Annotated in this window: 21 protein-coding genes, 1 tRNA gene and 2 pseudogenes; 23 read left to right on the top strand and 1 reads right to left on the bottom strand. The window is 44.2% G+C overall.

The window, feature by feature from the left end; genetic code table 11:
• The first annotated feature begins 13 nt into the window (after window positions 1–13).
• The 6 genes and pseudogenes from VZF35_RS15085 to VZF35_RS15110 all read left to right on the top strand — a co-directional run bounded on the left by VZF35_RS15085 (window position 14) and on the right by VZF35_RS15110 (window position 5,378).
• On the top strand, window positions 14–1,207 hold the full coding sequence (locus VZF35_RS15085) for an ABC transporter substrate-binding protein (RefSeq protein ID WP_407306077.1): 1,194 nt from the start codon (window positions 14–16) through the stop codon (window positions 1,205–1,207).
• 123 nt (window positions 1,208–1,330) lie between these two features.
• On the top strand, window positions 1,331–2,224 hold the full coding sequence (locus tag VZF35_RS15090; RefSeq protein ID WP_407306080.1) for a branched-chain amino acid ABC transporter permease: 894 nt from the start codon (window positions 1,331–1,333) through the stop codon (window positions 2,222–2,224).
• A 10-nt stretch (window positions 2,225–2,234) separates the two neighbouring features.
• A pseudogene (locus VZF35_RS15095) lies at window positions 2,235–3,187 on the top strand (branched-chain amino acid ABC transporter permease).
• On the top strand, window positions 3,168–3,935 hold the full coding sequence (locus VZF35_RS15100) for an ABC transporter ATP-binding protein (RefSeq protein WP_407306083.1): 768 nt from the start codon (window positions 3,168–3,170) through the stop codon (window positions 3,933–3,935). The pseudogene VZF35_RS15095 and the gene VZF35_RS15100 overlap by 20 nt, the downstream one beginning before the upstream one ends.
• Window positions 3,935–4,639, top strand: a complete 705-nt coding sequence (locus tag VZF35_RS15105; RefSeq protein ID WP_407306085.1) for an ABC transporter ATP-binding protein — start codon at window positions 3,935–3,937, stop codon at window positions 4,637–4,639. The genes VZF35_RS15100 and VZF35_RS15105 overlap by 1 nt, the downstream gene beginning before the upstream one ends.
• Before the next feature lie 115 nt (window positions 4,640–4,754).
• On the top strand, window positions 4,755–5,378 hold the full coding sequence (locus VZF35_RS15110) for a CBS domain-containing protein (protein WP_407306087.1): 624 nt from the start codon (window positions 4,755–4,757) through the stop codon (window positions 5,376–5,378).
• 81 nt (window positions 5,379–5,459) lie between these two features.
• On the opposite strand, the gene VZF35_RS15115 is transcribed toward VZF35_RS15110, so the two are convergent.
• The gene (locus VZF35_RS15115) at window positions 5,460–5,600 is read right to left on the bottom strand and encodes a hypothetical protein (RefSeq protein WP_407306089.1); all 141 of its coding nucleotides are present in this window, start codon (window positions 5,598–5,600) and stop codon (window positions 5,460–5,462) included.
• 190 nt (window positions 5,601–5,790) lie between these two features.
• Here VZF35_RS15115 and VZF35_RS15120 point away from each other — a divergent pair.
• The 17 genes and pseudogenes from VZF35_RS15120 to VZF35_RS15200 all read left to right on the top strand — a co-directional run bounded on the left by VZF35_RS15120 (window position 5,791) and on the right by VZF35_RS15200 (window position 21,455).
• Window positions 5,791–5,887, top strand: a tRNA-Sec gene (locus tag VZF35_RS15120).
• A 242-nt stretch (window positions 5,888–6,129) separates the two neighbouring features.
• A complete protein-coding gene (locus tag VZF35_RS15125; RefSeq protein WP_407306091.1) occupies window positions 6,130–6,867 on the top strand; it encodes a CvpA family protein in 738 nt (245 codons plus the stop codon).
• 84 nt (window positions 6,868–6,951) lie between these two features.
• Complete coding sequence (locus tag VZF35_RS15130) at window positions 6,952–8,328, top strand: aminopeptidase (RefSeq protein WP_407306093.1); 1,377 nt, start codon at window positions 6,952–6,954, stop codon at window positions 8,326–8,328.
• Window positions 8,329–8,347: 19 nt separating this feature from the next.
• Complete coding sequence (locus tag VZF35_RS15135; RefSeq protein ID WP_407306095.1) at window positions 8,348–9,256, top strand: mechanosensitive ion channel family protein; 909 nt, start codon at window positions 8,348–8,350, stop codon at window positions 9,254–9,256.
• A 45-nt stretch (window positions 9,257–9,301) separates the two neighbouring features.
• On the top strand, window positions 9,302–9,499 hold the full coding sequence (locus tag VZF35_RS15140; protein ID WP_407306097.1) for a DUF951 domain-containing protein: 198 nt from the start codon (window positions 9,302–9,304) through the stop codon (window positions 9,497–9,499).
• Window positions 9,500–9,523: 24 nt separating this feature from the next.
• On the top strand, window positions 9,524–10,624 hold the full coding sequence (gene ychF / locus VZF35_RS15145) for a redox-regulated ATPase YchF (protein ID WP_407314632.1): 1,101 nt from the start codon (window positions 9,524–9,526) through the stop codon (window positions 10,622–10,624).
• 171 nt (window positions 10,625–10,795) lie between these two features.
• A complete protein-coding gene (gene rpsF / locus VZF35_RS15150) occupies window positions 10,796–11,083 on the top strand; it encodes a 30S ribosomal protein S6 (RefSeq protein WP_407306099.1) in 288 nt (95 codons plus the stop codon).
• Window positions 11,084–11,101: 18 nt separating this feature from the next.
• Window positions 11,102–11,506 carry a single-stranded DNA-binding protein gene (locus tag VZF35_RS15155; protein WP_407306101.1) on the top strand — a complete coding sequence of 135 codons (405 nt, stop codon included), beginning with the start codon at window positions 11,102–11,104 and terminating at the stop codon, window positions 11,504–11,506.
• Between the two features lie 19 nt (window positions 11,507–11,525).
• Window positions 11,526–11,756 carry a 30S ribosomal protein S18 gene (gene rpsR, locus VZF35_RS15160; protein ID WP_407306103.1) on the top strand — a complete coding sequence of 77 codons (231 nt, stop codon included), beginning with the start codon at window positions 11,526–11,528 and terminating at the stop codon, window positions 11,754–11,756.
• 143 nt (window positions 11,757–11,899) lie between these two features.
• Complete coding sequence (locus VZF35_RS15165; RefSeq protein WP_407314634.1) at window positions 11,900–12,202, top strand: MazG-like family protein; 303 nt, start codon at window positions 11,900–11,902, stop codon at window positions 12,200–12,202.
• 22 nt (window positions 12,203–12,224) lie between these two features.
• A complete protein-coding gene (locus tag VZF35_RS15170; RefSeq protein ID WP_407306105.1) occupies window positions 12,225–13,157 on the top strand; it encodes a DUF2232 domain-containing protein in 933 nt (310 codons plus the stop codon).
• Between the two features lie 12 nt (window positions 13,158–13,169).
• Window positions 13,170–13,615 (top strand): annotated as a pseudogene (rplI, locus tag VZF35_RS15175) (50S ribosomal protein L9).
• A 104-nt stretch (window positions 13,616–13,719) separates the two neighbouring features.
• Window positions 13,720–15,618, top strand: coding sequence for a Lon family ATP-dependent protease (gene lonC / locus VZF35_RS15180; protein ID WP_407306107.1), 1,899 nt, complete (start codon window positions 13,720–13,722; stop codon window positions 15,616–15,618).
• A gap of 39 nt (window positions 15,619–15,657) precedes the next feature.
• A complete protein-coding gene (gene dnaB / locus VZF35_RS15185; RefSeq protein WP_407306109.1) occupies window positions 15,658–16,992 on the top strand; it encodes a replicative DNA helicase in 1,335 nt (444 codons plus the stop codon).
• Between the two features lie 342 nt (window positions 16,993–17,334).
• Complete coding sequence (locus VZF35_RS15190) at window positions 17,335–18,747, top strand: NAD(P)/FAD-dependent oxidoreductase (RefSeq protein WP_407306111.1); 1,413 nt, start codon at window positions 17,335–17,337, stop codon at window positions 18,745–18,747.
• A 61-nt stretch (window positions 18,748–18,808) separates the two neighbouring features.
• A complete protein-coding gene (gene purB / locus VZF35_RS15195; protein ID WP_407306113.1) occupies window positions 18,809–20,107 on the top strand; it encodes an adenylosuccinate lyase in 1,299 nt (432 codons plus the stop codon).
• A gap of 64 nt (window positions 20,108–20,171) precedes the next feature.
• On the top strand, window positions 20,172–21,455 hold the full coding sequence (locus VZF35_RS15200) for an adenylosuccinate synthase (protein WP_407306115.1): 1,284 nt from the start codon (window positions 20,172–20,174) through the stop codon (window positions 21,453–21,455).
• Window positions 21,456–21,510 lie beyond the last annotated feature (55 nt).

A 21,510-nucleotide genomic window follows, 5' to 3' on the forward strand; every position in this document is an offset into this window, starting at 1 on the left:
AGGAGGAGAGAAAGTGAAAAAGTTTCACAAGGTATTTTCAATGGGACTAGTGGCGTTATTAAGCTTATCGCTGGTTGCTGGCTGCGGTACAGCTCAGAAAACGGCCTCAAGCGGATCGGGTGATTCTAATGCACCTATTAAGGTGGGCGGTAATTTAGAGCTGAGTGGCGGGACGGCCATGTTTGGTCAAGCAGCTCAGAATGCCATTAATTTAGCGTTCGAACAGCAAAATGCTAAGGGTGGAGTTTTAGGCAGACAACTAACCTTAGTTGCAGCAGATAATAAATCGGATGCTGGAGAATCAACGTCTGCAGTTACAAAGCTCGTTACTCAAGATAAAGTTGTTGCCGTCATAGGATCAATGACAAGCTCAGTAACACTGGCGGCCGTTCCTGTTGTCACAGATAACAAGATCCCGATGATCTCACCGAGTGGGACTAACGCCAAACTAACAGTTGATCCGGCGACCAATGAGGTTCGTCCATGGATTTTCCGAGCTTGTTTCATAGACCCGTTTCAAGGCCAAGTTGCAGCAAATTTTGCTATTAACAATTTAAAAGCTAAATCAGCTGCCGTAATTATTGACCAAAAAAGTGATTATTCCAAAGGCTTAGCCGACGCATTTGTGACGAACTTCAAAAAAGGGAATGGACAAATTGTTGGTACTGAGCAATATGTTGCGGGAAGTGATAAAGATTTCCGCCCGATCTTAACCCGTATTAAAGGTGAAAACCCTGATATGGTATGGTTGCCAGGCTACTATCAAGAAGTTGGTTTAATCGTAAAGCAGGCACGTGAATTAGGTATGAAAATGCCATTCATGGGTGGAGATGGCTGGGATGACCCCCAACTCTTTAATATTGGCGGCAATGACGCTTTGAACAATACCTTCTATGTTGACCATGTAGCTACCGACGATCCTGGAATGGCTACGTTTGTTAAAGATTATAAAGCGAAATTCAACAGTGAACCTAATGCTATGGCTGCTTTAGGGTATGACGCAGCTAACCTGCTTATTAAAGCAATCGAAGATGCAAAAAGCACAGACGCTGAAAAAATTCGTACCGCTTTGGAGAACATGAAAGGATTTAAGGGCGTCGGTGGTGATATTACCGTCGATCCAAAAACTCATAATCCAATGAAGAGTGCCGTTATCAAAGAAAACAAAGATGGAAAATCCGTTTTCTTGACACGTGTTGCTCCCTAAGAGACGATATGAGTAGCAAAGCTACCAAAAATGGTTAAGACCATCCCATAAGTAGAGAGGGAGGGAACAGATTCACCCTCTCTCTTCTAATTGGAAAGGTTATGCATAAAAGGGAGTGAGTATATGGGAAGTAGTGTAACACTACAAATATTTCAACAAATTGTAAACGGACTATCCTTAGGAAGCATCTACGCGCTTATTGCCTTGGGTTATACTATGGTTTATGGTATTGTTAAACTGATTAATTTCGCCCATGGTGACGTCATGATGGTAGGAGCCTATTCAGGTTGGTACGCTACCACGGTCTTGCACTTATCGTTCTTACCGGCCCTTCTGTTTGCAATGATATCCTGTGCAATTTTGGGTGTAGTTATTGAGAGAATTGCCTATAAACCTTTGCGCAATGCGACGCGAATTGCAGCCTTGATTACTGCAATCGGTGTTTCGTTATTTTTGGAATATGGGGGAATGTTGGTTGTTACAGCACAAGTTCGGACGTATCCTCCAGTTTTCCCGGAAACGATCTATTCGGTGGGCGGAGTTGTGTTCAAATACGGGGATATTGTTATGATCATTACCTCTGTAGTCCTCATGGCCCTTCTTCATTTTGTTGTTCAATATACAAAAATGGGAAAAGCAATGCGGGCAGTTTCCTTTGATAAAGATGCTGCTTTATTAATGGGCATTAATACAAATAACATTATCTCTTTCACCTTTGCAATCGGTTCTGCATTAGCTGCAGCAGCAGGTGTCCTGATGGGCGTATATTTTAATACCATTGATCCGCTTATGGGTATTATCCCTGGATTAAAAGCTTTCGTAGCTGCGGTTTTAGGTGGAATCGGAATTATTCCGGGAGCAATGGTCGGCGGTTTAATGTTAGGTTTGGTCGAATCGATCGTGAGTGGCTTTGGAGCTTCAACATGGCGGGATGCTGTTGCCTTTCTCATCTTGATTCTTGTACTCATTATTAAACCAAGCGGGCTATTTGGTAAAAATGTACGTGAGAAAGTGTAGGTGAGAATAAATGAGCAACTGGTTCAACCGCAAAAATATAGTGGCGCTTGTGGCGATTGGTCTTATCTATAGTATCATTCAGGGGCTGATCGTGGTTGATATACTGCCTCCTTTCTATAAGTTGACATTAATCCTCATTTGTATTTACATCATCCTATCAACGAGTTTAAATCTAATTAATGGGTTCACAGGACAATTTTCAATTGGTCACGCGGGCTTTATGGCGATGGGTGCCTATATTTCAGCAATTGTTACCGCTATTCACCATGGTCCCTTGATCTTGGGGCTTTTGGCGGGGGCGGCTGCAGCGGCAGTGGCCGGTATTTTGGTGGGATTACCAACGCTCCGCCTTAATGGGGATTATTTAGCCATCGCTACATTGGGCTTTGGTGAGATTGTACGAATTGTTTTCTTAAACACAGAATATGTGGGGGAGCTGCTGGTTTCACCCTTCCAAGTAAAATCACCTGGACATGGGCCTTTGGATTAATGGTCGTAAGTGTTATTTTAATGAAGAACTTTGTCAATTCCACCCATGGTCGAGCATGTATCTCAGTTCGTGAAAATGAGATTGCAGCAGAATCGATGGGTGTCAACACGACAAAATATAAGGTTATGGCCTTTACTATGGGAGCTTTTTTCGCAGGGCTAGCCGGCGGAATTTACGCCAATTATATGTACATTATTCAACCAATGACGTTTTCTTTTTTAAAGTCCTTTGATATTCTGGTTATGGTAGTATTAGGTGGATTGGGAAGTATCACAGGTGGTATCGCAGGAGCCATCGTTATGACCTTAGTTTCAGCCCTTCTGGCAGGTGTCCCTGAATGGCGGCTTGTAATTACCGCAGTATTATTAATCATCATGATGATTTTCAGACCGACAGGACTATTGGGAACAAAGGAATTCAGCCTAAGCTTCCTGGGAAAGAAGGGTGATAAAAATGCCTCTTCTAAATATTGAGAATCTCTCAAAATCATTTGGCGGATTAAAGGCAGTTTCCGAATTAAATATTCAGATCAACGAGGGAGAGCTAATTGGCCTCATTGGACCAAATGGTGCAGGAAAAACAACGGTATTTAATCTTCTCACCGGGGTTTATGATAAAACGGAAGGTGATATAACGTTTCAGGGCAAAAGTATTTGTGGTCTCAAGCCCTATCAAGTGACGTCGCGAGGGATGGCTCGAACCTTTCAAAACATCCGTCTATTCAGCGACTTAAGTGTTATTGATAATGTAAAAATTGCATATCATCAACGCACAGCTTACGCAACAGTGAGTGCCTTGTTTCGCTTACCTGGATTTTATTCAGGGGAACAGACTATGCAGCGTAATGCTATGGAACTGCTTAAAATATTTCACCTTGAAGATAAAGCAAACGAAATTGCAAAGAATTTGCCTTATGGTGAACAGCGTCGTTTAGAGATCGCCCGGGCTTTAGCCACGGAACCCAAGCTCTTACTGCTCGACGAGCCTGCTGCAGGAATGAATCCACAAGAAACTCAAGAACTCATGAATCTTATCCGCTGGATAAGAGATAAATTCAAACTGACGATTCTTCTTATTGAACACGATATGTCTTTGGTTATGGGAGTTTGTGAGCGTATTTATGTCTTAGATTATGGTATGATTATTGCACATGGTGTTCCGGATGAAATCAAACAGAATCCTAAAGTTATCGAGGCTTATTTAGGGGAGGAGGTTGTCTGATGCTGGTACTAGAAGATATCAATGTTTACTACGGTGCCATTCATGCCCTCAAAGGGATCTCCTTCCGCGTTGATCAAGGGGAAATAGTCACACTTATTGGTTCAAATGGCGCAGGGAAAAGCACAAGCCTCAAAACGATCTCCGGGTTACTCCGGCCGAAATCAGGAAAAATGACGTTTAATGGGGAGAACTTGGCGGTAGTCGCTCCGCAAACGATTGTGGCCAAAGGGATTTCCCAAGTTCCGGAAGGAAGACACGTTTTCGCTAATATGACCGTCATTGAAAATTTAGAAATGGGGGCGTATTTACGTAAGGACAAAGCGGGCGTAAAACAAGACCTTGAACGTGTGTATCAATTGTTCCCGCGGCTTAAGGAGCGAAGCAGTCAACTTTCGGGAACTCTGTCGGGTGGAGAACAACAAATGTTAGCCATGGGACGAGCACTGATGTCCAAACCCCAACTTCTCTTGCTTGACGAGCCGTCAATGGGTTTAGCACCGATTTTGGTTAAGCAGATCTTTTCAATTATTAAAGAAATTAATGCAAGCGGGACCACGATTTTGCTTGTAGAACAAAATGCTCACATGGCTCTTTCTGTAGCCAATCGGGCTTATGTTCTTGAGACAGGCAAGATTGTTCTTTCAGGAGATGCGAAGGAGTTAGCAGCCAGCGAAGAAATTCGTAAGGCCTACTTAGGAGGGTAAATGCATATTCCTTATACTAGACTGGAAGTAGAACTTGTAGGTGGCGAATAGCTATTCAGGAGCGAACCAAAGTTTTTACTTTATAGAATGTTTAAGTAGAAAGGGGTAAAGAAAAATGTATGTTCGCCAATTTATGACAACCCAAGTTTTCACAGTGTCTCCGGAGGAATCCATTGCGGATGCGATGGCCTTAATGCGTGAGAAAAAAATTGATAGGCTGCCGGTTTTGGAGAAGGGAAAGCTGGTAGGGTTTGTGACAGATGGGGATCTTCGAGAAGTTTCACCATCCCCAGCAACAACCTTGAGTATTTTCGAGCTCAATTATCTTGTTGCCAAAACCCCGATTCGTGAAGTTGCCATTAAAAAAGTTATCACTTGCCATCCAGATATGGGAATTGAAGATGCAGCATTGTTAATGCGGGAGCATAAAATTGGTGGCTTACCTGTCCTTGAAGATAATAAACTTGTAGGTATTATTACGGGTTATGATATTTTGGATGCGTTCCTGGATATTATGGGGTCTCGCAGCCCTGGCAAACGTGTCGTGATAGAAAGAAAAGACGAGAAAGGTATCTTGCTGGATATTGCTACAACGTTTAAGACCTATGATACCAATGTTACAAGTTTTGCCTTTTATCATTTGCGAGAAAATAAGGTACAGCTCTTGGCTCGCCTTCAAGGGGACCAATTAGATGAGGTTAAAGTCTCACTAGAGGAAAAAGGGTATAACATCCGCTAAAGATAAAGTGGGAAGCAGAGGAATGGTCCTCTTACTTCCCACTTTTACTCGTCCATATTTTAATAAGTTTAAAAAGAATAATTATTTTTTAGGGCTCTCATAGGCAATTAGGATAGTTTCCTGTCCATTTAAAGTTGAAGAGTTGAATTTATTTTCCAATTCTGTTAAGTCTCGGATCTGATCGTTGGTCAAATTGGAGAATAATATCTTAGAATGATCCATGCTCTACTCCTTTCTGTTTAAGTTTTTTAAAATAAGATTTGGAATATAGAATTATTAATGTTAGTATGTACATGTAACGATAATTATATACCCTGCAGTATATTAGAGATAATTCGATGGCAATAGGATTGAAAACGAAGATTTACTTCCATATTTAGTGAGAATGTGTTAAAATATCTGACGATAGAATGGGGATGGGTGGTGGCTGGTGCTGCTCCCGGACTTCAAATCCGCGTGTCGGGACGCAGAACGTTCCGAGGTGTGTCGATTCGCACGCATCCCCGCCATTTTCGAGAGAGACAAGGCAGCGAGAAGCTGTCTTTTTAGTACTGTCAGAAAGTATAACTTCCTTAATACTTTCTACAGCATAAGTGCAACTAACGGCTTCTACTCTCGCAAGCTCGGCACAAGCCGAGTTTTCTTTACTTATAAGGATCTTCGATATTGGGTACAGGAGGATTTCTTGATATAGAAATCGAATAACATTCAATTCAAGTGAATTAAATTTTATTAAGAAAGGGGGGACTGTATGAATCTAATAGATGTGCTCATATTGGGGTTTATTTTATTTGGAGCTTTAAATGGGTATCGCAAGGGGCTCCTGACCAGTGTTGTGAGTTTCTTAAGTAATTTGGTGGGCTTCTTGATTGCGTCTTGGGAATATTTAGCTGCACTTCATTGGATTGAACAGTATTTCCCGCTTCAGCAATGGCTAGAACCTATTGTTTATAAAACCATCCTTCCCTTAGTCCAATCTAAGGCCTCGACCTTACAACAACAAGTTTTAGGAAACATTCTTGGTGCCTTACCAGAAGAATGGAGAAGTGTTTTTTCTTCACTAAATATCACAGGCACACAATTAACCCAAAGTATTGAACAATTAACCCATCGTTTAGCCGGGGGATTAACCGAACGTATTCTTAGTCTTGTTGCTTTTGGTTTTGTTTTTTATAGTGTCGTAGTATTGATCCAATTTATTATGTCTCTGTTGCTGCGGCCTTTTGGCAGCTGGGGCGGGTCTATTAACCGTGGGGGAGGTCTATTTTTCGGGGGTGTAAGTGCACTAATTGGCTTAGCGGTTTTAGCAGGATTAGTTTCCCCGCTCTCGTCTTTGGGGATGAGCAGCAGTTTTACCACTCTTCTGCAGAATTCAGCAGCATTTCCGTATCTGTTAAAAATTTTTAATGCTATGGATCAGATCTTTTCTGCTCAAATTAGTCAGAAACTCCTCGACCCTCTAATAAAAGATAAGGGGACTTGGTTTTAATACATAAATCGATGTAAGAAGAAGAAAACTTAGGATATATTTTGGAGGGGTCATAGTTTCAGAAAGGAAAAAGGAGATTTTGCTGTGAGTAAACAAACGAAAAAGATAGCCTGGGATGGTCTATCCTTGTCGGATAAAGAACATCAATCACTACTGGATTACTTAGCCTTTCTTAGCGAGGGAAAAACAGAAAGAGAGTCCTGGAGAATCTTAGAACAATGGGCGGAGAAGGCAGGATTTATTCCGCTTTCTGAAGCTGGATCATTTTCCAGCGGCCAAAAAATTCGCTTGGCAGTTCGGAGCAAGGCGGGCCTTCTGGCGATTGCCGGCAAACGCCCACTACATGAGGGTTTCCGGTTGATTGCAGCCCATATTGATGTACCTCGGCTCGATGTCAAGCAGCGTCCTATTTACGAAGAAGAAGGGCTGGCCTTTTTTAAAACTCATTATTATGGTGGGATTAAAAAATATCAATGGACAGCACTGCCTCTCGCCTTACACGGTGTAGTCTTTTTAGGCAATGGGGAGAAGATCGAGATTGTCATAGGAGAAGATGAACAAGAACCTATTTTTACGATCAATGATCTCCTGCCCCATCTGGCTAAGGATCAATATGAAAAGAAATTGCGTGAGGCTATCACCGGTGAAGGATTAAACTTATTGTTAGGTCATAACCCTGCTGGTGAAGAAGGAGAAGAGCGTGTAAAAACTGCGATTCTTCATATTCTCAAGGACAAATATGGAGTAGAAGAAGAAGATTTCGTAAGCGCCGAATTGGAGATCGTACCGGCAGGGAAAGCTCGCTTCGCGGGCTTAGATAAAAGTTTTATTGCAGGATATGGTCAAGATGACCGAATCTGCTCCTTTGCTGCGTGGAAAGCGATCGAAGAGATCGAATCCCCGGAATGGACAACAGTTGTTCTATTTGCCGATAAAGAAGAGATTGGCAGTGACTCTAATACCGGTATGAAAGCACGCTATTTGGAGAATTTTATCGCCGAACTTCTCACGTTGCAAACTGGGGCCTATAACGGGCTTTTGGTTCGAAGATCCTTGGCCAATAGTAAGGCTCTTTCCGCGGATGTCGCCCCTGGGTATGATCCAAACTATGCGGAAGTTATGGACAAACGAAATTCTGCTTTTTTAGGGCGAGGGGTTGTGATTTGCAAATACACCGGTGCCAGAGGCAAAGCAGAATCGAATGATGCAAACCCGGAATTTGTATCTGAAATACGCCGAAGTTTTGACCAGAGAAAGATCTCCTGGCAAACTGCTGAATTAGGAAAAGTGGACCAAGGGGGTGGCGGGACAATTGCTCAGTTTATGGCTGTCTACGGTATGGAGGTGTTGGATTGTGGAGTTGGAATCTTGAGCATGCATGCCCCCTGGGAGATTTCTTCAGTTGCTGATTTTGTCATGTTAATGCGAGGATATCATGCATTCTTAACAACTTCTGTATAAAGAGAAGGACGATTGAACAATGACTATCTCGTGGCTTCCAAAGAACATCACCGAATTTAGTTGGCAGGATTTGGAATCCTTTGCCCTAAATACCTTGCTTTACATTGTCGTGCTTCTGATTCTGGCTAGAGTGGCCTATAGCTTGTTGATTTACCTTTTGCGTCGGATGTTAGTGGAGCGCAAAGGGAAGCAACTCATTGATGAGCGAAAAGCAAATACTTTGTTTTCCCTTCTGCGCAGCATGTCCTTTTATCTCATTACGTTCTCGGTCGTATTGCAAATCCTTAAGCGTCTCTTTAATTTTGACACGGGCGCCTTGTTAGCTTCAGCAAGTGTTTTAGGAGTAGCCTTAGGTTTTGGAGCCCAAAGCCTTGTCAAAGATATGATTGGTGGTTTCTTTATTCTATTTGAGAACCAGTTCGCTGTCGGCGATTATGTGAAGATTGGAGAGTTCGTGGGTACAGTCGAAGAGACTGGGATTCGAACGACACGAATAAGAGCCTGGGGCGGGGAGTTGCATATCATTCCCAACGGGAGTATAACAGCAGTCACTAATTTTAGCCGTGGCAAGATGCTCGCCAAGGTTGAAATTCAACTGCCTTATGACGAAGACCTGGAGCGTGCTATGGACGTGTTGCGTGCAGTGTGTGAGGAGGTTAGCGCCGAGTTTCGAGAGAAGATTCTGGAAGCCCCCACTGTTCAGGGGGTAACTCAATTCGGAGAACGAAATGTTGTTTTGCGGGTGATTGCCTTTACCAAGCCTGATGAACAATGGGGCTTAGAGCGAGAGTTACGCCGCAAAATTCATAGTGCATTTTTAAAAGAAGGAATTCGAACCCCACAATTCCAAAGTATTATTATTTCCGATCCTATGAGTAGTTCTGCTAACGAAGAACAGGACTCGTCAGGAGCTCCGATTAAGACGTGATAGAGGATCGCGAGATATAGAACCTCGATTTAGGGGGAGTGATACATGATTCAATTAAACGTAGGTGATATCGTACGACTGCGAAAGCCTCATCCATGCGGAAGTTTTGATTGGAAAATCATGCGGACAGGCATGGATTTTAGAATTCAGTGTTTAGGATGTCAACATCAAGCGTGGATTCCTCGTATCAAGCTTGAACGCAATATTAAGGAGATTCTTCAGCGGGCTGAAGAAAGCCAGTAGGTACCCATAAAGAGGAGGTCAATGATGACATTACATGCAGGGATTGTCGGTTTGCCGAATGTTGGCAAATCGACCTTATTTAACGCAATTACTCAGGCAGGTGCAGAAGCAGCCAATTACCCTTTTTGCACGATTGACCCAAATGTGGGTATGGTAGAAGTTCCGGATTTCAGACTGCAGAAACTGTCCGATATGGTTCATCCCAAAAAGATAGTACCCGCAACAGTGGAGTTTGTAGATATTGCTGGCCTAGTCAAAGGTGCCAGCAAAGGTGAGGGGTTAGGAAATAAATTTTTGTCCCACATTCGTGAAGTGGATGCTATCGTACACGTTGTGCGCTGCTTCGAGGATCCGAATGTGATCCATGTTGAAGGGTCTGTCGATCCGAAGCGAGACATTGAAACAATTGACCTAGAACTGATCCTGGCGGATATGGAAAGCATTGAGAGACGTTCAGAGCGTTCCTCCAAACTTTTAAAAATGGGAGATAAAAAGGCACGCGTGGAAGTTGAGCTTCTGGAACGCTTGAAGAATGTGTTTAACCAAGGCAAAGGAGCACGTACACTGACCTTCACAGAAGAGGAGCAGGAAGTACTTAAAGGTTTTTCTCTCTTAACGCTAAAGCCAGTACTTTATGTTGCCAACGTTCGTGAAGACGGCTTAGCCACGGCATCCGACAATCCGTTCGTTCAACAGGTGAAGGAGATCGCTGCCCAAGAAGGAGCAGAGGTTGTCGTTGTCTGTGCACAGATTGAGGCCGAGATTGCTGAGCTTGAGGCAGACGAAAAAGAAGTTTTCTTGCAGGATTTAGGGTTAAGTGAATCAGGGCTGGACCAACTGATTCGAGTTTCGTTTCATCTCCTTGGACTTATGACGTTTTTTACTGCGGGTCCGTTAGAAGTGAAGGCGTGGACAATTTATCAAGGAACAAAGGCGCCTCAGGCGGCAGGTGTGATTCACACGGACTTTGAACGAGGTTTTATTCGCGCAGAAGTGGTCTCCTATCATGATTTTGTAGATAATAACGGTTTAAACGGTGCTCGGGATAAGGGCTTAGTGCGTTTAGAAGGGAAAGATTATATTATGCGCAATGGGGATATTGTTCATTTCCGGTTTAATGTTTAAGGGTAAGTATTTAGAGATTTGGGAGTTATTCGTGATACAGTATTTTACAATTAGTAAATATTGAAAGTATAGTTGCTTTTCAGAGGACAAAATGGTATACTTTTAGCTTGGTAGTCAAAATATCCCTGCTCCGTTTTAACGGGGCCGTTTAGTCCGAGGGGAGGTGCAAATATGAAAGCGTACGAAATACTTTATATCATTCGGCCAGATATGGATGAAGAGGCAACGACTGCACTCGTCGATCGTTTCAGCGGAGTCGCTGCCAGCAATGGCGGCCAAAACGTCACGGTAGAAAAGTGGGGTAAGCGTCGATTGGCTTATGAAATCAAAGATTACAAGGAAGGCCAATACATCCTTATGAACTTTGATGCCGAAGGAAAAACATCCCAGGAAATTGAACGTGTTATGAAAATTTCCGACGATGTCATTCGTTTTTTAACCGTTAGAAAAGATGACTAAAAGGGCGGTGGGGCATAGATGTTGAATCGCGTCGTTTTGATTGGCCGTTTAACTAAAGACCCCGAGTTGCGTTACACCCCGACTGGGGTGGCTGTAACGAATTTTACCTTGGCGATTGATCGCAATTATAAAAACGCTCAGGGAGAACGAGAGACAGACTTTATACCTTGTGTTGTTTATCGACAACTCGCTGAATTTACGGCAAATTATTTAGCGAAGGGAAAAATGGCTGCTCTAGATGGCCGGATCCAAGTCCGATCCTATACGGCTCAAGATGGGCAAAAACGTTGGGTTACCGAAGTTATCGGAGACAATGTTCACCTGCTGAGTCCGAAGGACAGTGGAGGACAGGAAATGGGCGCTCCGAGCGGAAATCGTTCGTTTGGACATGAAGTAAATCTGGATGATGACATCCCATTCTAAATAAGGAGGGGAGCCTAGTATGAAACGTGAACGTGGACGTCGCCCTAGAAAACGGGTGTGCAGCTTTTGTGTGGATAAAGTTGAATCCATGGATTATAAGGAAACGCATAAAGTACGCAAGTACATTACGGAACGCGGTAAAATATTACCTCGAAGAATCTCCGGGAACTGCGCTATGCATCAGCGCCAAGTAACCTTGGCCATTAAACGTGCTCGTAGTATTGCCTTGTTACCGTATAGTGTAGAGTAGAAAAAGGGAGCGAGAGCTCCCTTTTTGATTTTATCGTCTTCCTTGGGAGTATTTTCATACACAAGCAGTGCAGGAAATTTACAGGGTTATCACGAATTGTAGTTTGGAGAAATCCAGTTGAGGAGGGAGCGGCCCTGGAAAATATTGAGGTTGATGTTGTAAAAGGCTTAAGGGCTATTGATGAACTAAAAGTCAATTTGATTCAGGCCCAGTGGTTGATTCAACATGGGACGCTGAGCGGATCAGAGACTGAGATGCTTCAAGGATTGGCGGATCTGGTGGGGATGAGCTATTTAATGGCGAGACGATTAGGTTTTGATTTTTCTAGGCTTGACCGTGTGCTGTTACAACGCCTTGAAGGCTTAAAAAATACAGATGAAATGAATCTTGAAAAGCAGTGGGGAGATTTCAGCTTACTCTTAAGTTATCTTGCCCCTGAGGACTAAGTTAATAGGAGAATCAGAGAACATGTTTTTACGTGATGAAGTGGCTATCAGCTATGTCGTCGGGGCTATCCTCTTGACCTTCCCTTGGTTGGGAGTTGCATGGGGAACATGGGGATTTTTTTGGACCGTCCTTATGTTGTTTGCTGTCTTTTTGGTGGGTCTGCGCAGAGGGTTGCTGGTTGCCTCAGCTGTTTTGTTAATAGGCTATGCAGCCCCATTGATCGGCTTTGGAACAACGGCGCTTAATCAACTGAGTTTTGTGCCGTGGGCAGGGTTGCTTGGGGTTTTTGGCTGGCAGAGGCAATGGCCTATTCGAGTGGCTTTTTTCTGGAGCGCTGCTCTGGCAGCGATTTTAAGCATAATACCAACTCTCTCTATCGTTGCGCAAGGAATCGATGCGAAATCTGTGACTGAAATCATTAATTCGGTCATTCAGCAATATGAAGCTTCAGGATTGCTGACAGCAATGCAACAACAAGGAATTTCTGAGCCTCAGTTGCGTCAGTTGATGCAGCAGTTAATTCAGTATTATGTTATGATTCTGCCAAGCTTTGTAGTGTTGGGTGCTTTAATTGAGTATTCGTTTGTCTTTTATTTTTTGAGGCGGTGGTTAAGACCCGATGGCCGAATACCGTTTGCCCGCTGGCGATTGCCTTGGTATGCGGTTTGGGGTGCGGTTCTCGGCCTGGCATTTTATCTGTTAGGAGATCAATTTTCCTGGGCAGTTTTGCGGGGGCTGGGAATTAATCTGATGGTTATATATGGGGCTTTAGCTCTGGTTCTTGGGATGGCCGTGTATTTGCATCTGCTTCAATCGCCTAGAATCCCGCGCTTTCTGAAATGGATATTAATTATATCCAGTTTTATTTACTTCTTCTTCAGTATCTCAAGTATCATCTTGTTTGGACTCTTTGATCTAGTCTTTAATTTTCGTCGTTTACCTGAGGAATCATAAGGGGGAATTTGCATGAAGGTCATTCTACAAGCAGATGTCAAAGGAACCGGTAAAAAAGGACAGGTTTATGAAGTGGCTGACGGCTACGCGCGAAACTTTCTTTTCCCGAAAAAGCTAGCCATAGAAGCGACGACAGGAAATATGCAGGATATTTCACATAAGAAAGCCGCAGAGGACCGCCGTAAAATTAAAGAAAAGAGGATGCAGTCGTTTTAGGAAATAAACTAAACGCTCTGCAGATTGAAGTCAAAACAAAGACTGGTGAAGGTGGGCGCTTATTTGGCTCCGTGACCAGTAAAGAAATCGCTGAAGTCTTGAAAAAGCAACACGGTTTTGAAGTAGACAAACGGAAACTTGAGCTAAAAGAACCCATAAAAGCTTTAGGGAGCTACGAAGTCCCTGTAAAGATTCATCCGGACGTCACTGTCAAACTTCAGGTACATGTATCGGCGCTATAAGTCTTGTCAAGTAGGAGCCTAGTAAACTAGACTTGGTAGTATTCTTTCTGTTGGAAAAGCACTGGTTATTAACTATAGACTGATCTCGTGAAAGGGGACCCCTGATGAAAGGGATTTTGACAAAATGGCTGAATCATACAAATGCTGGAGATCGGTTGCTTGATGAGGAGGAATGGGGCAAAGAAGTCGAGGCTCTTTATAGTTTGATTGCAAACTTCTATGGAGCAGACAAATTAGTGCTTAAAGCCAGTAAACTAGAAGCACTCACGTTGATGCGTTCAGAAAGCCTTGCTGAACGTGTCGCCGGGCTGCGAAAAATCGTGATGGATGATCCGACAGTTCAGGAACTTCCGATGCTACAGGAGATACCTGAAATCATAGACGAAATCGAAGATCAGATTGCGGAACTAATTGCCCGTCGTTCCATAGAAGAACGATTGGAACGGGTTGTTTCAGAGAAAATGCAGGAACGACATGAGGATTATGTCAAAGAAATTAAAATCCAGGTTCTTCAGGAAACTGCCGGACCTGAAAATGCCCAAACTCTTAAAAAGCTGGCGATTCTCGAAAAAATGAATACGGTTTCCCTTAACCGTTCAGCGGCTGAAGTGCTCCGGCCTCAGACAGTAGGAGAAATTATTGGGCAGGAAAGTGCTGTGCAAGCACTTTTAGCCAAGCTGGCGACGCCCTACCCACAGCATATTTTGATTTACGGTCCTCCAGGAGTGGGTAAGACGTCTGCCGCTCGTGTAGCCTTAGAGACGGTCAAGAGCCATTCGAATTCCCCTTTCGCTAAAGGGGCTCCATTTGTTGAAGTCGATGGGACGACCTTGCGCTGGGACCCTAGAGATGTAACGAACCCTCTAATGGGATCTGTCCACGATCCAATCTATCAAGGATCAAAGCGCGATCTAGCAGATACCGGGGTGCCAGAGCCTAAAATGGGCTTGGTGAGTGATGCCCACGGAGGAATACTGTTTATTGACGAAATTGGAGATATGGACCCTTTGCTTTTAAATAAATTGCTTAAGGTCCTGGAGGATAAGCGGGTAACCTTTGATTCTTCCTATTATGATCCGAGTGACCCTCAAGTTCCTCAATGGATCAAGAAAATTTTTGATGAGGGGGCACCTGCGGATTTTGTCCTTATTGGAGCTACCACGCGTGACCCTATGGAGCTTAATCCCGCGTTGCGTTCCCGCTGTTCGGAAGTCTTTTTCGTTCCTCTCGAACCGAGAGACATTCAACATATTATCCGACAAGCCGCCCTTAAACTGGATGTTGCCTTAGAAGACAATGTCCCCGAGTTAATCAGCGAATATGTTATTGAAGGAAGAAAAGCAAACAGCATTCTTACGGATGCTTACGGCTTAGCAAGGTTCCGCAGTTCCAATCAAGAGGATATTAGAATTACATGTTCAGATGTTCAAGAAGTTCTGCGCTCAGCACGACTTACTCCGTATGTTTTTCGCAAAGCACAGACCGGTTTAGAAATCGGTCGAATCCTAGGGCTTGGGGTTGCTGGCTTTTTAGGTTCTGTTTTAGAAATTGAAGCGATTGCCTTTCTGAGTCAAGATGAGAAAGGGACGGTACGCTTTAACGAGACAGCAGGAAGCATGGCCAGGGATGCCGTCTTTAATGCTACGGCAGTGATTCGTGAACTGACTGGGGAGAATTTACGCAACTATGATGTTCATGTTAATGTTGTTGGCGGTGCCAAAATTGATGGTCCCTCAGCAGGACTAGCGACAACTCTGGCGATATACAGTGCTTTGAAACAACGTCCATTACGCCAAGATGTTGCCGTTACTGGGGAAATTTCCATCCAAGGCAAAGTCAAACCTGTTGGTGGAATTTACGAGAAAATATTTGGAGCTAAGCAGGCTGAGGTACGTAAAGTCATCATTCCTCTGGATAACATGGCTGATGTACCGCAAAGTTTGCGTGGCATTGAAGTTGTGGGTGTCAGTACGATTGATGAAGCGATAAAGCACGTTTTTTAAGTGCTATTGAGTGTGAGTGGACCAGGAGGAGAAAAGGATATGGAACTACTAAAAGTTCCGCCACAGAACTTGGAAGCCGAGCAATCCGTCTTGGGTGCTATGATGCTCGAGCCTGAATCCGGAAGTTCTGTCTTTGAATTGCTTCAGCCAGAAGATTTTTATCGGGATAATCACCGTTTAATATTCTCAGCCATCAGGGATCTCTTCGAAAAAGGAGATCCGATTGATCTTGTCAGTGTTGCTGAAATCTTACGTCAACAGGGCCGTCTGGAGCAGGTTGGCGGGATTGCTACAATCTCTGAAATTGCTCGTTCCGTTCCTTCGGCGGCGAACGTGGATTATTATGCCAGGCTTGTTAGTGAAAAAGCTCTTTTGCGCCAGCTTATCCAGGTGACAAGCAGTATTTTTGAGCGCGGGTATGAGCCGGGCGAAGAGGCTAAAACCCTACTTGAAGAGGCAGAGAAGTTAATCCTGGATCTCTCTCGAAGACGGGTTAAAGACGGCTTTAGTCTGATTCGGGATGTTCTCTTAGATACATTTGAGAAAATCGAATATCTTTATGCCAATAAAGGAAATCTGACGGGTGTTCCTACTTTTTTTACAGAATTGGACCGTATGACTTCAGGGTGGCAACCGTCGGACCTTGTGATTATCGCCGCACGTCCTTCCATGGGGAAAACGGCACTGGTTCTTAACATGGCTCAAAATGCCGCCGTTAGGGCTAAGATTCCGGTGGCTATTTTCAGCTTGGAAATGTCCAAGGAACAGTTGGTGCAAAGAATGCTCTGTGGGGAAGCAATGGTCGATCAGCAACGCGTGAGAACAGGAGAATTGCTGGATGCGGATTGGCCCAAACTTACACGCGCAGTTGGTCCTTTGTCCGATGCTCCAATTTTTATTGATGATACTGTGGGAATTTCCTTAGCAGAGTTACGTTCGAAAGCACGGCGTTTAAAAACAGAACATGATTTAGGGATGGTAATTATTGATTACCTGCAATTGTTATCCGTGGGGAAAAGGACAGAAAGCAGACAACAAGAGGTTGCCCAGATCTCGAGAACGCTTAAAGGGCTGGCCCGTGAACTAAAGGTTCCGGTAATTGCCTTATCTCAGCTGAACCGGGGGGTTGAGCAACGTCAGGATAAACGGCCGATTATGTCAGACCTTTTAGAATCCGGGGCTATCGAAGCCGATGCAGATGTTATTTCCTTTATTTATAGGGATGAATATTATAATCAAGAATCAGAAAAAAAAGGGATAGCAGAACTAATTATCGCCAAACATCGCAACGGCCCTGTTGGAACTGTTGAATTAGGATTCCTTAAAGAATTTACGAAATTCGTCAACCTTGATCGGCAGCATCAAGCAATATAACGACTTCCTCCTGTTCTACGATGAACCGGGGGATTTTTTATACATATTATGAAAGATACGGGCGGACCCTTCTTGCCATCCGTGGTTTAAGGGCGCTTGGCATCTTTTACCAGGGCCTAAGTGAGGTAATGGTTTCTTTGAATTCTTGCAAAGCCTTATCTAAGCTAGTTCTATTTTATTTAAAGAAAAGTCTAAAAGTTCTCGCACCGAATGATTATCGTGTATTCATGATTATTGTTCGGTTATTGCATTGACAATAAGATGGAGGATTGTTAAGATGAGATTGTTTGCGATGAGAGGTTCTTCTTGCTGCAAAAAGTAAATGCTCTCGGAGGGGATACCATGAAACATGAAGTGGATGTCTTAATTATCGGAGCGGGTCCAGCCGGAATATTTACGGCCTTAGAGCTTACGAAGCATAATAAAAACCTGAAAATTCTGATTGTTGACAGCGGGCGAACGATAGAAAAACGGAAATGTCCGGCTCGTACGGCAGGAGTTTGTGCAGGGTGTAACCCTTGTGCCATTACCAGAGGATGGTCCGGGGCAGGAGCTTTCAGCGATGGAAAACTATCCTTGAGTCCTGCTGTGGGTGGTCGGTTAACCGAATATATGAGGGAAGATGAAGCACAAGCTTTGATTGATTATGCTGATTCTATTTACCGTCACTTTGGGGCTCAAGAAACGGTATATGGCTTGGATACTCGCCGTGTTGAGGAAATCCAATACGACGCCTCGAGACATAATATCCAGCTAATTCATTGTCCTGTGCGTCACCTGGGGACGGAGCTGGCTTATGATGTTTTAAAGGGTATGTATCACCATTTAATGACTAAAACAAATACAACCTTTTGGGAGCTTGCCGAGGTCAAGGATATCCTTGCTGGTCCTGAAGGGGCTCACGGAGCAACCATTCAACGTCGAAATGAACCTGAACTTGACGAAGTATCCGCTCGTTATGTGGTTGCGGCGCCTGGCCGAGGCGGGGCTAATTGGCTTGCAGCTCAAACAGTTCGTTTAGGAGTCGTCACAGAAAATAACGAAGTGGATATCGGAGTACGTGTGGAAGTCCCTAATTCAGTCATGGACCATTTGACGAAGGAATTATATGAAGCCAAGCTTGTCTACTATTCGGATACGTTTGATCTTAAAACCCGAAGCTTTTGTGTTAATCCTGGCGGAGTTGTTTCTGAAGAGCATTATGATGGCGGAATAGCCGTCGTAAATGGGCATAGCTATGCTGATGCAGCAAAAAAGACCAAAAACACAAATTTTGCTTTGTTAGTTTCCACTCGTTTTACAGAACCCTTTAATCAACCCATTGAATACGGCCGATATATTGCGAGGCTGGCCAATATGCTGACAGGTGGCGGCGTAATGGTACAGCGTCTGGGTGACCTTATTCAAGGCCGGAGAACGTCGGACAGTCGCCTGCGTAAGTCGACAACGATTCCGACACTTCAGTCTGCGGTACCGGGTGATCTCAGTTATGTGTTGCCTGCGCGGTATCTGACCTCTTTAACAGAAACCCTTAAGGCTTTTGATAAAATTGCGCCTGGCATGTATTCTAAAAATACGCTGCTTTATGGAGTGGAGGTTAAATTTTATTCTTCCAAGGTTAAAGTTAAGACGAACTTTGAAACAGCAATTCCTCGCTTGTATACCATTGGCGATGGGGCTGGGATTACGCGAGGATTGATGCAGGCCTCGACCACAGGAATTGTTGTCGCGCGGGACATTGTGTCCAAAGAATAAAGGATCATAACTACAGATGAGGTTATCTTCATCTGTAGTTTCACTGAACAGGGGGCGAAGGTTGGTGTTGGATCGATACACACACCCCGAAATGGGAAAGCTATGGCAGGATGGCTACGAATATGAACGTTGGTTAGAAGTAGAACTCGCGGTCGCTGAAGTCATGACAGCGCGTGGGGAGATTCCTCAAGAGGCTATGGAGGAAATCAGACGTTCAGCGAAGGTTAACCCTAAGCGAGTCCTAGAAATTGAAAAGATCGTCAGGCATGATCTTATTGCCTTTTTACAAGCAGTTGTAGAGGAAATAGGAGAGGCAGGGAAATACCTGCATCTTGGTTTAACCTCGTCGGATGTGAAAGATACCGCCCTAAGCCTTGTCTTGCGGGATTCTGGTCATTTGTTGAAGAGGGATCTTCGTGCTTTGCGCGAGGCCTTGGTCAAGAGGGCTGTGGAAAGCAAATACACGGTCATGGTTGGTCGGACACACGGCATTCATGCTGAACCTTTGACGTTTGGTTTGAAACTGGCTTTGTGGATTGCTGAACTGGATCGCCAAGAGGAACGCCTTGATCAAGCGATCTCTTCTGTGAGCGTCGGTAAGATATCAGGTGCGGTTGGAACCTATGCCAATGTGTCACCGGAGGTGGAAGAAGCGGTTTGCAATTACTTGGGATTGACAACGGCTTTAGTCAGCAATCAAATCCTGCAGCGTGATCGGCATGCTCATTTCATGACGACGCTTGCACTCATAGGCGGTTCTTTGGAAAAGATCGCTACGGAAATTCGCAATCTGCAACGCACAGATATCCTTGAGGTAGAAGAACCATTTGCCAAAGGGCAAAAGGGCTCTTCAGCTATGCCCCATAAACGCAATCCGATTGTCTGCGAACAGGTGAGCGGAATGTCAAGGTTACTGCGAGGCAATGCTCTAGCCGCAATGGAGAACATTGCTCTTTGGCACGAACGAGACATGACCCATAGTTCTGTGGAGCGGATCATCCTGCCGGATAGCTGCTTGCTTTTAGACCATATGTTGAGGCAGATGACCCGTATCATCTCAGGCTTGACGATTCGTGAGGAGCAAATGAAACGTAATTTGCAAAAAACCTATGGGTTAACCTCATCCCAGCGAGTGCTCCTGGCTCTCGTGGAGCATGGTTGTATGCGCGAAGAAGCCTATGCTTGGGTTCAGCAGGATGCTTTCCAAGCCTGGGAGCAAGGGCAAGATTTTATAGAGGTTGTTTCTGCAGATCCGCGAATTACAAACTATCTATCCCAAGAGGATTTTAAAGGTCTTTTTGACTTGAGCTATCATCTCCAGCATGTGGATGATATTTATAAACGGATGGGTTTAGAGTAGAATGTCTCAATTTGGGAAATTTACATTTTAGGGATGTTTGATCGAGAGATGGGAGGAATCATTAATGGCTGCTGTTGTTTTAATTGGCTCTCAATGGGGAGACGAAGGAAAAGGTAAAATCACAGACTTTTTGGCGGAAAAGGCGAATATGGTTGTTCGATATCAGGGCGGCAATAATGCCGGGCATACCGTCGTGGCCAATGGAGAGGAATTTAAGCTGCACCTTATTCCCTCGGGAATTCTCTATCAGGATAAAACTTGTGTTATCGGCAATGGTGTTGTAATTGATCCCAAGGTCTTGCTTGAGGAGTTAAGTTATTTGGAAAAACGAGGAATCAAAACGGGTAAGCTGCTGATCAGCAGTAACGCCCAAGTGATCATGCCCTATCATTTGGTCCTTGACGGCTTGGAAGAAGAGGCCCGTGGGGATAATAAAATCGGCACCACTAAGCGAGGCATTGGGCCGGCCTATATGGATAAAGCTTCGCGCGTCGGCGTTCGTGTCATCGACCTCCTCGACAAGGAGGAGTTTGCAGAGAAACTCCGCCGCAATTTGACAGAAAAGAATAACCTTATCGTCAAGGTCTATGGTAAGGAAGCTTTGAAATTTGAAGATATTTATGAAACCTACTTAGGGTATGCCGAAAAGCTTCGCTCAATGGTTGCAGATAGCTCCTTGGCAATCGACGAGTGCATTCAGGCTGGGGAAAAAGTGCTTTTTGAAGGTGCGCAGGGGACATTGTTGGACATCGATCATGGGACTTATCCGTACGTTACATCCTCTAGTCCGATTGCCGGGGGGGCGTGCGTCGGTGCAGGCGTTGGACCAACACGCATTAACCGGGTCGTTGGAGTTATTAAAGCCTATACTACTCGCGTAGGAGAAGGACCCTTCCCAACAGAGCTTCTAGATGCGACCGGGGAAGAAATGCGTACTAACGGACATGAATTTGGTACAACAACAGGAAGGCCTCGTCGCTGTGGTTGGCTTGATGCAGTAATTGCTCGTTATGCAGCACGTGTCAGTGGAATTTCTGATTTTGCAGTAACAAAACTGGATGTCCTTACAGGGCTTAAAACCTTAAAAATCTGTGTCGGTTATCGGGTTGATGGGGAAGTCATCTATGAATTCCCCCAAAGTCAAAAGATCTTTAAACTTTGTCAGCCAGTCTATGAAGAATTGCCAGGCTGGCAAGAAGATTTGACGCATGTACGTAAGTTTGAGGAACTGCCTCAAGCAGCGCAAAATTATATTCGGCGGATTGAAGAGCTGACGGGTGTTCCTGCGACCTTAGTTGCCGTTGGTCCAGGCCGGGAACAAACTATTGTACGAGGAACGATTTTTTAGATAAGTTATGAAAGATAGTTTATGTTGTAAAAAAAAGAATCTTGACACATTTATC

Source organism: Desulfosporosinus paludis (genome assembly GCF_045689965.1).
GTDB lineage: Bacteria > Bacillota > Desulfitobacteriia > Desulfitobacteriales > Desulfitobacteriaceae > Desulfosporosinus > Desulfosporosinus paludis.

Bases quoted from the DNA above. Each gene is read 5' to 3' on its own strand.
- ychF (WP_407314632.1), top strand. From the start codon at position 9,524: ATGACATTACATGCAGGGATTGTCGGTTTGCCGAATGTTGGCAAATCG.
- VZF35_RS15105 (WP_407306085.1), top strand. From the start codon at position 3,935: ATGCTGGTACTAGAAGATATCAATGTTTACTACGGTGCCATTCATGCC.
- VZF35_RS15125 (WP_407306091.1), top strand. From the start codon at position 6,130: ATGAATCTAATAGATGTGCTCATATTGGGGTTTATTTTATTTGGAGCT.
- VZF35_RS15170 (WP_407306105.1), top strand. From the start codon at position 12,225: ATGTTTTTACGTGATGAAGTGGCTATCAGCTATGTCGTCGGGGCTATC.
- rpsF (WP_407306099.1), top strand. From the start codon at position 10,796: ATGAAAGCGTACGAAATACTTTATATCATTCGGCCAGATATGGATGAA.
- VZF35_RS15200 (WP_407306115.1), top strand. From the start codon at position 20,172: ATGGCTGCTGTTGTTTTAATTGGCTCTCAATGGGGAGACGAAGGAAAA.
- VZF35_RS15190 (WP_407306111.1), top strand. From the start codon at position 17,335: ATGAAACATGAAGTGGATGTCTTAATTATCGGAGCGGGTCCAGCCGGA.
- VZF35_RS15115 (WP_407306089.1), bottom strand. From the start codon at position 5,600: ATGGATCATTCTAAGATATTATTCTCCAATTTGACCAACGATCAGATC.
- VZF35_RS15155 (WP_407306101.1), top strand. From the start codon at position 11,102: ATGTTGAATCGCGTCGTTTTGATTGGCCGTTTAACTAAAGACCCCGAG.
- VZF35_RS15135 (WP_407306095.1), top strand. From the start codon at position 8,348: ATGACTATCTCGTGGCTTCCAAAGAACATCACCGAATTTAGTTGGCAG.
- dnaB (WP_407306109.1), top strand. From the start codon at position 15,658: ATGGAACTACTAAAAGTTCCGCCACAGAACTTGGAAGCCGAGCAATCC.
- VZF35_RS15110 (WP_407306087.1), top strand. From the start codon at position 4,755: ATGTATGTTCGCCAATTTATGACAACCCAAGTTTTCACAGTGTCTCCG.
- VZF35_RS15140 (WP_407306097.1), top strand. From the start codon at position 9,302: ATGATTCAATTAAACGTAGGTGATATCGTACGACTGCGAAAGCCTCAT.
- VZF35_RS15090 (WP_407306080.1), top strand. From the start codon at position 1,331: ATGGGAAGTAGTGTAACACTACAAATATTTCAACAAATTGTAAACGGA.
- lonC (WP_407306107.1), top strand. From the start codon at position 13,720: ATGAAAGGGATTTTGACAAAATGGCTGAATCATACAAATGCTGGAGAT.
- VZF35_RS15100 (WP_407306083.1), top strand. From the start codon at position 3,168: ATGCCTCTTCTAAATATTGAGAATCTCTCAAAATCATTTGGCGGATTA.
- rpsR (WP_407306103.1), top strand. From the start codon at position 11,526: ATGAAACGTGAACGTGGACGTCGCCCTAGAAAACGGGTGTGCAGCTTT.